The following is a 15,311-nucleotide window of genomic DNA, read 5'->3' on the forward strand; positions in this document are numbered from 1 at the left end:
AACCCAGCATCGGGCCCAGTCGGGCATCAACCAGGGTGGAAGGGATAGTCAATGGCGAAAGTGAAGACGGGCGCGGCGTTCGGCGCCTCCTTTCGCCTGCTGGGAGCGGGCAGCTATGCCCTGCTGGCGGCAGTGCTGCTGGTGGGCAGCATCCTGGCCCTGCTCCTCGGCCAACTGGAGGTGGACCGCCGCACCAGCGAGGCCCGCACCCAGGCCACCGCCGAACTGGCCGCCGTGCGAGCCCGGCTGGAAGGCCAGATCATGGCCACCTTCAGCATCACTGAAGGCATCGTGCACCTGCTGCGCCACGACGGCAGCATCTCTCCCGAGCGCTTCGCCGGCATGGCCTCCCAGGCCATCGCCGCCGTACCCCACATCCGCAACATCGCCCTGGCACCGGATGACGTCATCCGCCAGGTCTATCCCCTGGCCGGCAACGAGCGGGCCCTGGGCTTCGCCTACAGCACCCGGCCGGAGCAGTTCGCCACGGTGCGCCGTGCCCGGGAACTGGGCGGCCCCCTCCTGGCCGGCCCGGTGGATCTGGTCCAGGGCGGCCGCGCCTTGATCCACCGGCGGCCGGTGTTCATCACCGACAAGGCCGGCGGCAGCCGCTATTGGGGCGTGGCCTCCATAGTGGCCGACGTGGATCGCCTGCTCAACGTCGGCGGCATCGGGCGGGAAGGCCCCCTCAACCTGGCCCTGCGCGGCCGGGACGGGGACGGCGCCGACGGCGGCATGATCTGGGGCGACAGTACGGTATTCGGCCAGCAGCCGGTGCTGATGAACGTCAGCGTGCCGGGCGGCACCTGGCAGCTGGCGGGCCTGCCCAAGGCGGGCTGGCCCAGCACCAATCTGCTGCACTCGCCCCTGTTCCTGGTGGCCCTGAGCAACACCCTGCTGCTGCTCTATTTCGTCGCCCAGCTGATGGGGCGCAACAGCTTCATCCGCGAGCGCAATGCGGAACTGTCCCGGGAAATTGCCGAGCGCAAGGAAATCCAGGCCTCCCTGGCCCAGAGCGAGGGGCGCTTCCGCACCCTCTTCGAACATTCCCCCGACCCCACCTGGATCGTCCGCCAGGGCTGCTTCTCCGAGGCCAATGCGGCGGCCCTGGAGATGTTCGGCTTCAAGGACTTTTCCCAGTTCCGGGGCATTTCCCCCATCGACCTGTCGCCGGCCCGGCAGCCCGACGGCCAGACCTCGGCGGAGAAGGCCAAGGCCATGATGGAAATCGCCGTGGCCCGGGGCCTGCACCGCTTCGAATGGACCCACCAGCGCTGCGACGGCAGCCTGTTCCCGGCGGAAGTGACCCTCAGCGCCATGCAGCTCAACGAGTTGCCGGTGCTCCATGCCGTGGTGCGCGACATCTCCGAGCGCAAGCAGGCCGAGGCAGAACTGGAGCGGCAGCGCAGCCTGCTCGGTGCCATCGTGGACCATGCCCCCTCCCTGATCTACATGTTCGACACGGAGGGCCGCCTGCGCCTGGGCAACCGCCTCTTCGAGAAGGTCATCGGCCGCCCCCGCGCCGCCGTGGAAGGACTGCTGCGGGAGAGCTTCATCTCCCCCGCCCTGGCCGTGCAGCACCGGCACAACGACGAACTGGTGATGCAGTCCGGCCAACCCATGCGCTTCGAAGAGCAGGCCTTCGACGGCGGCGTGCAACGCACCTACCTCACCACCAAATGCCCCCTACCGGGGCCGGACGGCAGCCTGCGGGGCGTCCTCGGCATTTCCACCGATATCACGGAAATCAAGCAGACCACGGAACAGCTGCGCCTGGCCGGAGTGGTCATGGAGAACACCGCCGACGGGGTCATGATCACCGACGCCCGGGGCGTCATCCTCTCGGTGAACAAGGCCTTCACCGACATCACCGGCTACACCGCCGCCGAAGCCCTGGGCCAGCTGCCCAGCCTGCTGCGTTCGGACCGCCAGGAACCGGAGTTCTACCGCCTGATGTGGGAGACCCTGGCCAGCACAGGCATCTGGCGCGGCGAGATCTGGAACCGGCGCAAGAACGGCGCCCTCTTCCCCGAGTGGCTGACCATCAATGCCGTGCTCGACCAGGAGGGCAAGCCGGTCAATTACGTCGGCGTCTTCTCCGACATTTCCGCCATCAAGCATTCCCAGGACGAACTGGAGCGGCTGGCCCATTTCGACCCCCTCACCGGCCTGCCCAACCGCACCCTCTTCCACGACCGCCTGCAGCACGCCCTGGAGCGGGCCCAGCGCTACGGCCAGGAGCTGGCGGTGCTGCTGCTGGACCTGGACGGCTTCAAGACGGTGAACGACAGCCTGGGCCACCCCACCGGCGACCTGCTGCTGCAGCAGGCGGCCCACCGCTTCAAGGAATGCGTGCGGGTGGAGGACACGGTGTCCCGCCTGGGAGGCGACGAGTTCGCCATCATCCTCAACAACCTGGCCCAGGGCACCGACGCCATCAGTGTGGTGAAGAAGCTGCTGCAGGCCCTGCAGGAACCCTTCGACCTGGACGGTACCGCCGCCCTGGTCACCACCAGCATCGGCATCGCCATCGCCCCTCTCGACGGCGACACGCCGGAAGCCCTGGTGCGCAATGCCGACACCGCCATGTACGGGGCCAAGGAAGGGGGCCGCAACAGCTACCGCTTCTACCAGGCCGACATGACCCGCCGCGCCCAGGAACGGCTGACTCAGGAACGCTCCCTGCGCCGGGCCCTGGAAGAAGGGGAATTCGAGGTCTGGTACCAGCCCAAGCTGGAACTGGCCGACGGCAGCCTGTGCGGCGCCGAGGCCCTGCTGCGCTGGCGCGACCCGGCCCGGGGTCTGGTGTCGCCGGCCGAGTTCATCCCCCTGGCCGAGCGCACCGGTCTGATCGTGCCCATCGGCGAACTGGTGCTCGACCAGGTCTGCCGCCAGGCCCGCCAGTGGGCGGACCGGGGCCTGCTGGCCGGGCGCATCGCCGTCAATGTGGCGGCCCTGCAGATCGAGCGCAGCGACTATGCGGCGACCCTGCGCCAGGCCCTGGAAAAGCACGGTCTGCCGGCCACTGCCCTGGAGGTGGAAGTGACCGAAAGCCTGATCATGGAAAGCCCCAACCATGCCCGGCAGGTGCTGTGCGACATCCAGACCCTGGGGGTGACCACGGCGGTGGACGACTTCGGCACCGGCTATTCCTCCCTGGCCTATCTCAAGGTGCTGCCCATCAACCACCTGAAGATCGACCGGGCCTTCGTCGCCGACCTGCCCCACAACGCCAACGACGTGGCCATCGCCCGCGCCATCATCGCCCTCGGCCACTCCCTGGGATTCCATATCACCGCCGAAGGCATCGAGACCCAGGAGCAGCTGGAATTCCTGCGCGGCGCCGGCTGCGACCAGGGCCAGGGCTATCTGTTCGGCCGGCCCATGCCGGCGGCGGACTTCACCGCCTGGATGCAGCAACGCCGCGCCTGAAGGGGATCAGCGCACCAGGACGAAGCGCCCCTGCTGGATCTCGGTGAAAAAGGCCTGCCGCGTGGTATCGCCGAAGGCGTCGAAACTGATCTGCTGCTGCAGGCCCTGGTAGGGGCCGTACTTGAGCACCGCCGCCTTGACGCTGTCGCCCCGCTGGCGCCGGCTGAGGGCGGTGAACAGCACCGTCGCCGCATCGTAGGCCGCCACCGCGCTGTAGCCCGGCAGGCGCTGGAAGCGCTGGGCAAAGGCGTCGCGGAAGGCCACGTAGCGGGGGGATTCGTCATAGCGGTTGTAGTTCTGCAGGATCAGCAGCCCTTCCACCAGGGAGCCCCCCAGTTCGGTCAGCTGTTCCGACGCCGCCCATTCCGAGGCGGCAATGGGCAGCCGGGGCGCCTGCCGGCGCGACTGCTGGGCCAGGCGGGCCACATCGATGGCACCGGCGATGTAGAGCAGGCCGTCCGGGTCGTTCCTGAGCAGGCGCCGCACCACCTGGGCGAAATCCGTGTCGGGCTGGGAGTCGTAGGCCGCTTCGGCGACGATGGTGCCGCCACCGCTAGTGAAGGCGCGGCGGAACTCCTCCAGCCAGGATTCGGAAAAGACCCGGTTGCGGGTGTCGTAGGCCACGGCGACGCGGCGCTGGCCCCGCTGGTAAAGCATGCGAGCGTAGTCGCCGGCATTGTCCCGGGTGCTGCGGTTGATGCGCACCAGGTTGTCGTCCTTGGCGTAAAAGGCCATGGCGCTGAGGGTCGGACTGATCAGCAGGGTGTCGCTGCGAGCCAGCACCGGCACGGCCGCCGCCGCCATGGCCGAGGTGAAGGGGCCGATCACCGCCTCCACCCGCGCCTGGCCCAGCTCCGCCGCCGCCCGGGCAGCAGTCTCGGCCTTCTGGGCATCGTCCCGGGCGATCAGCTCGATGGGGCGGCCCTGGATGCCGCCTTCCCGATTCCACTGCTCGACCGCCAGGATGACGCCGTTGCACCCGGCATCCCCCACATCCGTATTGCGGTCGGAAAGACCACCGAGAAAGCCGATGCGCACCGGCTCCGGTTCGCCGCAAGCGGCCAGCAGCAGGGTACCGAGGAGAATCAGGGCAGCCAGGGGCTTGCGCATGGGAAAGCTCCGCTTTGGTGGTTGGGACCATGCACTAATTCCACGCATGGTCGCCGAAAGATTCTGATAATACTAAGATAATAGACGGCAGATCATTCACCTAACCCCGGCGGCCGCCCGGCCGTCGCCCCGGTGCCCATCATGGCCTTGCACCCACACATCCTTTCCCGCTGGCAGCGGGCCTGGCGCCGCTCCCTGCACATCCGCCTGGTGGTGCTGGGCCTGGTGCCCATGCTCGTCACCCTGCCGGTGATCATGGCCGTGCTGGTGGTGGGCGGCCAGCGTTTCGACGAACTGCTGGAGGCCAATGCCCACGCCCATCTGATCAGCACCCGCAACTATCTGGAGCAGATCCGCAACCGCTCCGGCCAGCAGGTGCTGCAGCAGGCACTCTCCGAACGCCTGCCCCAGTTGCTCAAGGCCCACCGCGGCAACGACCCGACCCTGGGCAAGGTGCTCGACGTGTGGGCCGAATCGGCGGGCCTGGACTATCTCATCGTCGCCACCGAGGACGGCCAGATCATCGCCGCCAGCACCGATGCCATGCCCGGCACCCGCCTGCCCCGCTCCTTTGTCGTGCGCCAGGTGCTGACCGGACTGCCGGTATCGGCCTACGAGCGCTTCGATGCGGAACAGCTGGCCCGCCTCGGCTCCCGCTTTCCCGCCCGGGCCCGGGTCGAGGTGGCGGGGGCGCCGAAGGGCGAGGCGGAGACCCGGGGCCTGCTCATCAACGCCGCCGCCCACCTGCCCCTCAGCGGCGATTACGGAGATGCCATCCTCTTCGGCGGCATCCTGCTCAACAACAACCTGGCCCTGATCGACAACATCCGGGAGGTGGTTTTCCCGGTGGGCACCCTGCCGGGCGGCGACAGCGGCACCGCCACCCTGTTCCTCGACGACATCCGCGTCGCCACCAACGTGCAGCTGGCCAACGGCCAGCGGGCCCTGGGCACCCGGGCCAGTACCGAGGTCAATCAGGCGGTGCTGGAAGAAGGCAGCACCTGGGTGCGGCGGGCCCGGGTGGTGGACAGCTGGCAGATCGCCGGCTACCAGGCCCTGCTCGACGGCGAGGGGCGGCGCATCGGCATGATTTACTCCGGCTTTCCGGAAACCTACTACCAGAACGAGAAGCACCTGCTCCTGGGCGGCATTTCGCTGGTGCTGGGCCTGAGCATGTTGCTGCTCACCTATGTCTTCCTGAAGAAATCCCGCCGCCTCACCGACCGCCTGCAGCGCATCCGCGACGCCATGACCGACTTCGGCCAGGGCCACACCCTGGCCCGGGTCGGGCGCATGGAGGAAGAGGACGAGATCGGCCAGCTGGCCGGCCATTTCGACGCCCTGCTCGATGCCCTGGATGCCAAGGAGAAGGCCCGGGCCCATACCGAATGGGTGCTGCGCAAACGCATGCAGGAACTGGCCTGCCTCTACGAAATATCCCGGGTCACTGAAGACCCGGCCCTGGGCCTGGGGGAAATCCTGGAACGGGTGGTGGGCCTCATTCCGCCGGGCTGGCGCTGGCCCCGGCAGACCTTCGCCTGCATCGAGTTCGGCGGTGTCCGTTACGCCACCCCGGGCCACCCGGCCGCAACCGGCGGCCACCGGGTCACCTTCCGCACCCCGGGAGGCGACCAGGGCACCCTGACGGTGCTGTGCCAGCCCGACGGCGAGCACGACACGGCCCTGCTGCCGGAGGAGCGGACCCTGCAGGAAAGCATCGCCCAGCGCCTCGGTGACGCCATCGGCCGCCTGCAGACCCGCAGCGCCCTGCGCGAGCGGGAGGACATCTTCAGTGCCATCGCCGCCCAGGCGCCGGAGAGCATCTGCCTGATCGACGCCGAGAGCGGCCGCTTCATCGAATTCAACGACATGACCTGCGCCAGCCTGGGCTACACCCGGGAGGAACTGGCCGGACTCTCCATCGCCGACCTGGAGGCGGAGATGGACCCGCAGCAGGTCCGCCAGGCCCTGGCCGCCGTCATCCGGGACGGCCAGCACAGCACGGAAACCCGCCTGCGGCGCAAGGACGGCCAGGTGCGGGACTTCTGGGTCAGCAACCGGCGGGTGGAAATGGACGGGCGCCTCGGCTGCGCCTCCGTCTGGCGCGACATCACCGAGCGCAAGGAGCAGGCCCGGGCCATGGCCAGCGAGGTTTCCATGCGCCGGGCCCTGTTCGAGCACAGCCGGGACGGCCTGGTGCTGCTCACCGAGGACGGCGCCGTGGCCGAAGCCAATCCGGCCATGGCGGCCATGCTCGGCTACACGCCGGAGGAAATGGAACGGCTCCACGTGTGGGACTGGGACGCGGCGATTCCCCGGGAACAGATCACCGCCATGTTGCGGGCCCTGAGCAAGGGCGGCGAGTTCTTCCAGACCGTGCACCGCCACAAGGACGGCCGCACCTTCAACGTCGAAGTGAGCGCCAGCCGTGTCGAGTGGGAAGGCCAGGCCTATGTGCTGTGCCTGCACCGGGACATCACCTTCCGCCTGCGCCTGGAACAGGAGCTGGAACAGCACCGCCACCACCTGGAGGAGCTGGTGCACGCCCGCACCATGGAGCTGGCCGAAGCCCGGGACGAGGCGGAGAGCGCCAGCCGGGCCAAGAGCGCCTTCCTAGCCAACATGAGCCACGAGATCCGCACCCCCATGAACGCCATCCTCGGCCTCTCCCACCTGCTGGGGCGGGAGGTGGGCGATGCCCGGGCCCGGGAGCGGGTGGACAAGATCCACGGTGCCGCCACCCATCTGCTCAACATCATCAACGACATCCTGGACCTGTCCAAGATCGAGGCCGAGAAGCTGCATCTGGACCTGCAGGACTTCCCCCTGGCGCGCCTCTTCGACAATGCGGAAAACCTGCTGCGGCCCCAGCTGGAAGCCAAGGGCCTGCGCCTGGAGCGGCACCTCGACCCGGCCCTGCCCCCCGTCCTGCGGGGCGACGCCATGCGCCTGCAGCAGATCCTGGTGAACTTCCTCAGCAATGCGGTGAAGTTCTCCGACCAGGGCCACATCACCCTGGGCGCCCGCCTGCTCAGCCGCAGCCAGAGCCAGGTGGAGCTGCGCCTGGAGGTGGCGGACCAGGGCATCGGCATCGCCCCGGAGCAGCAGGCCGCCCTGTTCCAGGCCTTCGAGCAGGCCGACAACTCCACCACCCGCAAGTACGGCGGCACGGGCCTGGGCCTGGCCATCAGCAAGCGCCTGATCCGGCTCATGGGCGGCGACATCGGGGTGGACAGCAAGCCGGGCCAGGGCAGCATCTTCTGGATCAGCCTGCGCCTGGAGGTGGCGGACACCGCGGCCGGCACCACCGCCGCAACTGCGGAGCAGGAACTGCCGGCCCGCCTGCGCGCCCGCCACGGCGGCTGCCGCATCCTCCTGGCGGAAGACAACGCCCTCAACCAGGAGGTGGCCCAGGACCTGCTGCACGATGCCGGCCTGGCCGTCAGCGTGGCCGAGGACGGGCACCAGGCGGTGAGCCTGGCCCAGTCCGGCGGCTTCGACCTGGTGCTGATGGATGTGAACATGCCCCACCTGGACGGCCTGCAGGCCACCCGGGCCATCCGGGAGCTGCCCGGCTGCGCCGACCTGCCCATCCTGGCCATGACTGCCGGCGCCTTCGCCGAAGACCGGGCGCGTTGCCTGGAAGCCGGCATGAACGACTTCGTGGCCAAGCCGGTGGTCCCCGAGGTGCTCTACCAGGCCCTGCTGCGCTGGCTGCCGGCCCGCACCCCGGCAATAGTGCCGACGCCCGGCAACGGCGCCAACGGGGAACAGGCCCAACTGCTCAACCGGCTGCACACGCTGCTGGCCGGCGACGACATGCAGGCCAGCCTGCTCTGGCAGCAGTCCGCACACCTGCTGCTGCCCCTGCTCGGCGCCTGGGGCCCCCAGATCGACCAGGCCATCGAGTACTTCGATTTCGACCGGGCCCTGAGCCTGCTCGAGGCGGCCACCCGGGAGGCGGTCCAGCCGGCCGGCGCAGGCTAGGCGGCCCCGGCGCCAAAACATGTAAAGGAAGTTGTCGCAACGCCCCGAAACGGCCCGGATGATCTAAGATTCTGCCTTCGGCAACCGTTTCAGCAACCGTCTTTCCCGGCACCAGAACCCCATGCGTTTTTCTTTCCGCCCCCTTGTCTTACTCACCCTGAGCGGATTGCTGCTGGCGGGCTGCGCCTCCCGCCCCACGCCGGCCTACAAGCACGAGTCCTTCGACAGCAATTCCCCCTTCGAATACTGGAGCACCCGGGTTCCCGCCAACGCCTGCGAACTGGGGCGCCGGGCCCTGCTCAGCCAGGGCTACCAGGTGGAAGAGACCAAGCCGGAGAGCATCCGCGGCGAAAAACTGTTCCAGCCCGAGGCCGATTACGGCATGCGCCTTTCCATCAGCCTGGTATGCCTGCCCAGCAACGTCGGCACCGTCATCTACGCCAACGCCCGCCAGACCCGCTTCGCCCTCAAGGCCGGCAGCAGCAGCGCCGGCCTCAGCGTCACCGGCATCGGCTCCATCTCCCTGCCCTGGGTGGCGGACAAGGATTCCCTGGTCAAGGTGGGCGAGGAAACCATCGCCGACCCGGACTTCTACAAGCGCCTCTTCGCCCTCATCGACAGCCTGGACGGCGGCAGCAACAACAACTGAACGCGCCGCGCCAAAAACAAAGGCCAGCCTGCCGGGCTGGCCTTTGTGCTTTGCGGCGGTGACTCAGGCCGGCTGGGCCACGGGCTGCACCGGCTTTTCCCGGATCGGCAGGTTCACCAGGGCGGCGGCCGCAGCCAGGGCGATGTCGGCGTACCACATCCAGCCGTAGTCGCCGAAGCGGGTCAGGGTCAGCCCCCCCAGGTAGGCGCCGAGAAAGCCGCCGATCTGGTGCGAGAGCAGGGTCAGGCCGAACAGGGTGCCCAGGTAGCGAACGCCGAAAAGCTTGCCGACGATGGCCGCCGTCGGCGGCACCGTGGCCAGCCAGGTAAAGCCGAGGCCGGCGGCGAACAGGTAGTAGGTCCATTCCGTGCGCGGCATCATCAGGTACCAGATGATGAGCAGGGCGCGGGAGGCGTACATGGCCGCCAGGATGTACTTGCTGCGGTAGCGGGCCACACAGGAGCCGGCGTAGAGGCTGCCGAAGATGTTGGCCAGGCCGATGATGGCCAGGGACCAACTGGCCACCGAGGGCGGCAGTCCGCACAGGTTCACCTCGCCGGGCAGGTGGGTGACGAGGAAGGCGATGTGGAAGCCGCAGGTGAAAAAGCCGGCATGCAGCAGCAGGTAGCTGCGGTCGCCCATGGCCTCCTTCACCGCCTGGCCAAGACCGCCGCCAGTGGCCGCTGTCGGGGCATGGGCCGGCGGAGCCCCCGCCAGACGGCCCACCAGGGGCAGGGCCGCCAGGGTGGCAATGGCCATGGCCCACAGGGCGCCCATCCAGCCGACGCTCTGGATCAGGCGCTGCAGGATGGGGGCGAAGACGAACTGGCCGAAGGAGCCGCCGGCGTTGATGACCCCGGAGGCGGCGCCCCGGGCCTCCACCGGCAGGCGCTGGGCGGCGGCGCCGATGAGCACGGAAAAGCTGCCGGCACCGGCCCCCATGGCCGACAGCAGGCCGATGGAAAAGATCAGGCCCAGGCCCGAATCCATGAAGGGCGTCAGGGCACTGCCGACCGCGAGCACCAGCAGGCCGCCGATGAGCACCGCCCGGGCGCCGTAGCGGTCGGCCACGGCCCCCGCCACGGGCTGGATGGCGCCCCAGGTGAACTGGCCCACCGCCATGGCCAGGCTGATGCTGGCGATGCCCAGGCCGGTGTGGGTATTGAGGGGTGCGACGAAGAGGCCGAGGGACTGCCGGGCACCCATGGTCACCATGAGAATACCGGCCGCCGCCAGGGTGGTCACCAGCACTTCCGGCCGGCTCAGGGTACGAAACATGGCAATCCTTCCCGGCCCGTACGGACCAAATCAATCGGATTCCACTCTAGTCAGCAAATCGGCGACGAAACAGCCCATAATGCCCGCATCAACGTCAACGGATCATTGACACCATGGCCTGGCTTCCCAGTTGGCACAGTTTCCTCAAGGTCGTCGAAAGCGGCAGCATGGCTGCCGCCGCCCGGCAACTCGACTGCACCCGGGCCCAGGTCAGCAAGCAGATCGGCGACCTGGAACGATCCCTCGGCCAGCGCCTGTTCGAGCGGGCCACCCGCCGCCTCAGCCTGACCCCCGCCGGCGAAGTCTTCCTCCAGCATGCCCGCCGCGCCCTGGAAGCGGTGGACAGCGCCGAACTGGCCCTGCGCCACCTGGGCGAAACGCCTCAGGGCGTGCTGCGCATCAGCGCCACCCTGGCCTTCGGCCGCCGCTACATCGCCCCCCTGCTGCCGTCCATGGTCGAGAAATACCCGGGCCTGGAATGTGAGCTGGTACTCACCGACCAGCTGGTGGACCTGGTGGCCGACCGCATCGACCTGGCCCTGCGCCTGACCAAGGCCCCGCCCGAAGACGCCGTGGCCCGCCCCCTGCTGCAACTGGAACGCCACCTCTGCGCCGCCCCCGCCTACCTGGCCGCCCACGGCACGCCCCAGACGCCCCAGGACCTGCCCCTGCACCGCTGCTTCAGCTACCTGTTCACCGACGATGGCCACTGGCGCCTGACCGACCGGGAAGGAGCCGAGATCCGGGTGCCCATCCACAGCCCCCTGCGCTACAACAATCTGGAATGCCTGGAAGACGCCATCCTCGCCGGCCAGGGCATCGGCATCCTGCCCGACTTCCTGTGCGCCCCGGCCCTGGCCGACGGCCGCCTGATCCGGGTCCTGCCCGACCACGAACCCCAGGTCCGCTTCGGCCGCCACCTCTACGCCTGCTACACCCCCAGCCGCATCCGCCTGCCCAAGGTCAAGGTATTCCTGGCAGAACTGGAAGCAGCCCTGACGCCGGTACCGCCGTGGCGGCAGGGGTGGAAATGAAAAAGGCCTGTCTTTGGCGCGGTCAAGGTAGAGAGATGCAGGTAGATAGGGGTAGTACTCATGCTGTGCATCCTTTCGTGGCCCCATAAACAGAAAAGCCCGTGATCGCTGAGGATCACGGGCTTCTGCAGGGCGTTGGCGGGTAGGTCAGTTAGCGCTGGTGGGGTGCTCCCAAAGGGATGATATGGGCGTGAAACAGAGGACTCTAGCGCCTGCCTCTGTCGGGGAAAACCGGTAGTTACCGGCTTTGTCACCTAGAAGGACCACATGACCATCAACACCCTGCAACCCACTTCCTAGCTCACTAAACGGCTGGGCTTATCGGCTTCCACCATCGAGCGCCTGCGTGCCGGGGACGAAGGCCAATTGCCGCCGCACCTGGTGATCGGCCGGCACACGATCCGCTATGACGTTGCCACCGTTGAGGATTGGCTTGCGGCGCGGCAGCATGGCAGGGTGAGTGTGCCGGCAAGCCCCCCGGCAGTTGCTGCGCCGACGGCGGGCAAAACGCTTTTGCGTAAGCGCTTGATCAGCTCGCCTGTACCTGCAAAAGGTTGATTAGGCCCCTGCTCCAGAATCCCGCTTTCCCCCTTTGGGGGAAGGCGGGATTCTTATGAATTTTGATACGGCCTGCAGGATATCGGCCTAAGCCGACCTTAAGCCTCTAACAAAAATCGGACAGCCATATTCCAGTTACCTGCCGCCCAATCGATGACCGCTTTGCACACTCTGCCGGGAAGCCCCCTCTACTGTCGCTCGTTTTCCGATTTGAGCACTGGCCTTGCAGACGAAGGCTGCATAACGAAAGGTGACTGAAAGACAGGTAGGCCGCCTCAAGGATCAAGCACCGGCACCACACAATCCGTAGAATATTTCAATACTTTCAGTCAGTGCCTCTTCAAGCTGCCGCGTGCTTTCGAAGCGAAGTTGCTGCCAACTCTTAAGGTTGAAGCCAATATCGCTTTCAAGCTCTGAGCCGCGCGTCTTTTTGTCGGCGATCAGAATGAAGTTGTCGTGCGCCAGGCCCTTGCCTCGATTGAGGCCCATCAGGTAACCGATCTCGTGATAGACGTTGCGATTGCCGAACGTGAGGTCGGCGATCAGCAACCCGCAGCCTTCGATAACCTTGAGAATTTCATCGTCGATGGTGTAGCTGTGCCCTTTGCTGAACTGGTCGATACGAATCTCACGCAGGCGGATATCCAGTTGGCGCGTCTCATTGATCTGCTTGACCGTCTTCTTAATGGTCTCGAATGTTTCCTTGGTTTCCTCGCGGAATGCCATGGAGATGAAAATTTGCCGCTGTCTGGCGGTAAGCACGCTCTCGAATACGTCTACAAGACTGGCTGCATCTACTGCTTGTGTTCGACCTAGGTGGTAGTGGTAGCCTAAGCCGCGTGTCGTTGTCGCTGGGCTCAGGCGGTCTATGCGATTGCTTTCGATCCAGCGAGTGAAAGCGGGCAGTTGCCGCCCCTCGTTCTTGAGCGCGAAGTAAACGAAGGCAGTCAATACGCCGTGGCAAGCAGAATCCCGCAAGGGCTGCCCACTATGGGCCTCGTAGCCAATGTTTACCTCCTTCAGGGCAGCGCGAACACGTGGTAATTGGGCTTGTAGAGCGGCCGCATCTGCTTCAAGGGGAATCACTTGCTTGGCCATCAGGAACTGGGCGAGGCCCAGGGCGAGCGTGTGTTTGTTATCAAAGTGCTTTTTGAGACCGCTCAGGAATTCAGCGTTGAACTCCGGGAGTAGATACCGTGCCAGCCAATAGGCCGGGCCGAAACTGGCCTTAGTGAGCAGGTCCTCGTCGCTGAACAATGAGCCGTCACCTGTTTGCAGAATCAGGCGCAGGTTTTCCTCCGAGGTAAGCGGAATCTGCTTAGCATTGATGTTATGGAAGACCACCTTCTCGAAACGCTGCTTCTCGGTGGGGTCTTGATGCAGCACGATGCAAAAGGGGGTGTCGAGCTGATAAGTCGCATCACCTTGTTTCAGGTCTCGTGCCGCGCTTAACCGGTGGTTGCCGTCGATACGAAACAGGCGCAATCCGTCATCGTGCGCCAACTGGTCTTCGGGGATGTCGATAAAGGCTAGCGTGGGTGCTGCGCTACCACCTACTACTTCCAACCCCTTGGGTAGTTTGGTCTTGGCCACGCGCACTGCCAGTCCATCGACATTGGACGTGAAGCCCTTGCCTGTGAATAGGTCACCCAATGGCTGCACACTCTTGCCGCGTGCTTTGGCATAGTCAAAATTGAGCGAGGCCGACAGCACAACCTCGGGGAAGAACAGAAACTGGCGGTCGGCCAGAAACTGTTCGATTTCGCTGCGGTGGGTGTCGATCAGATTGCGCTGATAAGCAGAGTCAAAGCGCGAGCAGCGTGCTAGTTCGCCCAGCGGCGCGACGCCACGGATGACCGTGAACCCCCCCAGTGATGTGTGCAGAATTCCCGAGAGGATCATGCCACGCGCCCCTTCAATAGTTGTTGCTCAAAGCGCTCTCTCGCTGCATGCCAAGCCGCATCGGCGTGGGCTCGCAGCTGTACTGCTTGTTGTTTACGACTGCGGATGGCTTCGGCAATCTCGCGCTGTACCTTGAGGGCGGGAATGGGAATACGCAGGTTTCCCAGCGTAGCGGTGTTGATCCCAGCCTGGTTGTTGAAGAAGGTACTGAGTGCAGAAAAATAGCCAATGCCACGGAATGCATTGAGCAGAGCAGCTACGAAGTAGGGGTCGTTGCCAGCCCGTAGTGAAATGCGCGTCATGTGGTTGGAACAAGCACAAAGCTCCTCCAGATCAAACACTGCTGATTTCCCGACCCACTCTGCAGAATTAGTGTTGTTGAACAGGATTTCGCCGCGCTTGATGCAGTCACTTTCACCCACAGAAGTTGCGGGTACGCGCTTCGTTTCAACAATGGACAGTTCACCCCAAGCATTGAGGTTGAGTGGGCGCAAGTGTGGAACCCCTGCATCCTCACCGCGCGCCTGATCTTGACGACCGGCCGCAAAGCCGGACCGCATATACACCGCCGCCTCGGCCAGTCGACAAGTTGGGTACTTCGAAACTTCGATGGCTTGGCGAAGCCGTTGAAATCGTGGGCTATGGTAGTCAGCATCCAGTCGATTCCGCACTTCACCAAGTCGAACCGCGAACAGCCGGTGGTGCTCCTCTTCAGGATAGATGCTTAGGGCATCAAGTAAATAGCGGTCGAGTGACGACAGCAAGGCGTTGGCCTTTGCCAGCGCCTGATCCCGCTCGATACGGGTGGTGTCCAATTCTGACAATAAACGCCGCTGCTCTTCGATGGCAGGCAATGGGATCAGCAAATCTCGCAATTCCTCGGCATTCACGTTTGACATGCCTGCCACCTGCCGGCTGACCTGGTCGATTTGGATACGGCCGGCCGGCGAGTTCAGGAAGGCGGCGACAAAGCCAGGCAGTGCGCGCTGCGTGTCCAAGCGAACACGAATCAGATACGACGCGAAAACCCAATCGCCATCCTCGGCAAAGGCCTCGCATTTGCCGACCAACTCCTTCGAATTGGTGCGATTGAACAGAAGATCGCCCTTGAGCAAGCGGTAGCGATCCAGAAGCACACTATCCAGTTCGATGTGCTTTAGGTCGCGCAGGTCCCAGCCACTGGCTTGGAGGTTGTTCATACGGATCATCGGCACACCCAACCCCGAGGTGTTGGCTCGCTCCGAAATCCCGTACTGAACGAATGCCGCCAACTCGCCCAAGGGAACCAAGGCATACCGAGGGCTGGCGTAATTGGCACGCTTGCGTCTATCAAGCTCCTGGTACTGCGGATCCAGCCGTGT

At 65.7% G+C, this 15,311-nt stretch carries 8 protein-coding genes; 4 read left to right on the top strand and 4 right to left on the bottom strand.

Annotated features, from left to right (window positions below; genetic code table 11):
* The first annotated feature begins 51 nt into the window (after positions 1–51).
* Positions 52–3,432, top strand: a complete 3,381-nt coding sequence (locus tag OEL49_RS09035; RefSeq protein ID WP_014236116.1) for a bifunctional diguanylate cyclase/phosphodiesterase — start codon at positions 52–54, stop codon at positions 3,430–3,432.
* 6 nt (positions 3,433–3,438) lie between these two features.
* On the opposite strand, the gene OEL49_RS09040 is transcribed toward OEL49_RS09035, so the two are convergent.
* A complete protein-coding gene (locus OEL49_RS09040; protein WP_287874446.1) occupies positions 3,439–4,542 on the bottom strand; it encodes an ABC transporter substrate-binding protein in 1,104 nt (367 codons plus the stop codon).
* Between the two features lie 141 nt (positions 4,543–4,683).
* Here OEL49_RS09040 and OEL49_RS09045 point away from each other — a divergent pair, with 141 nt between their 5' ends.
* Both OEL49_RS09045 and OEL49_RS09050 read left to right on the top strand, forming a co-directional pair.
* Positions 4,684–8,529, top strand: a complete 3,846-nt coding sequence (locus OEL49_RS09045; RefSeq protein ID WP_287874447.1) for a PAS domain S-box protein — start codon at positions 4,684–4,686, stop codon at positions 8,527–8,529.
* A gap of 121 nt (positions 8,530–8,650) precedes the next feature.
* Positions 8,651–9,178 (top strand): DUF2242 domain-containing protein, encoded by a 528-nt coding sequence (locus OEL49_RS09050; RefSeq protein WP_014236113.1) that lies wholly within the window; start codon positions 8,651–8,653, stop codon positions 9,176–9,178.
* Between the two features lie 63 nt (positions 9,179–9,241).
* Here OEL49_RS09050 and OEL49_RS09055 read toward each other — a convergent pair whose 3' ends face one another.
* A complete protein-coding gene (locus OEL49_RS09055; protein WP_287874449.1) occupies positions 9,242–10,456 on the bottom strand; it encodes an MFS transporter in 1,215 nt (404 codons plus the stop codon).
* Between the two features lie 113 nt (positions 10,457–10,569).
* Between OEL49_RS09055 and OEL49_RS09060 the strand changes: the two genes are divergently transcribed.
* Positions 10,570–11,490 (top strand): LysR family transcriptional regulator, encoded by a 921-nt coding sequence (locus OEL49_RS09060; RefSeq protein WP_014236111.1) that lies wholly within the window; start codon positions 10,570–10,572, stop codon positions 11,488–11,490.
* Between the two features lie 840 nt (positions 11,491–12,330).
* Here OEL49_RS09060 and OEL49_RS09065 read toward each other — a convergent pair.
* Both OEL49_RS09065 and OEL49_RS09070 read right to left on the bottom strand, forming a co-directional pair.
* Entirely contained in the window at positions 12,331–13,950 is a 1,620-nt protein-coding gene (locus OEL49_RS09065; RefSeq protein WP_287874450.1) for a hypothetical protein, read from the bottom strand.
* Positions 13,947–15,149, bottom strand: coding sequence for a restriction endonuclease subunit S (locus OEL49_RS09070; RefSeq protein WP_287874451.1), 1,203 nt, complete (start codon positions 15,147–15,149; stop codon positions 13,947–13,949). Before OEL49_RS09070 ends, OEL49_RS09065 begins: the two co-directional genes overlap by 4 nt.
* Positions 15,150–15,311 lie beyond the last annotated feature (162 nt).

Source organism: Azospira sp. (assembly GCF_030247495.1).
GTDB classification, from domain to species: domain Bacteria; phylum Pseudomonadota; class Gammaproteobacteria; order Burkholderiales; family Rhodocyclaceae; genus Azospira; species Azospira oryzae.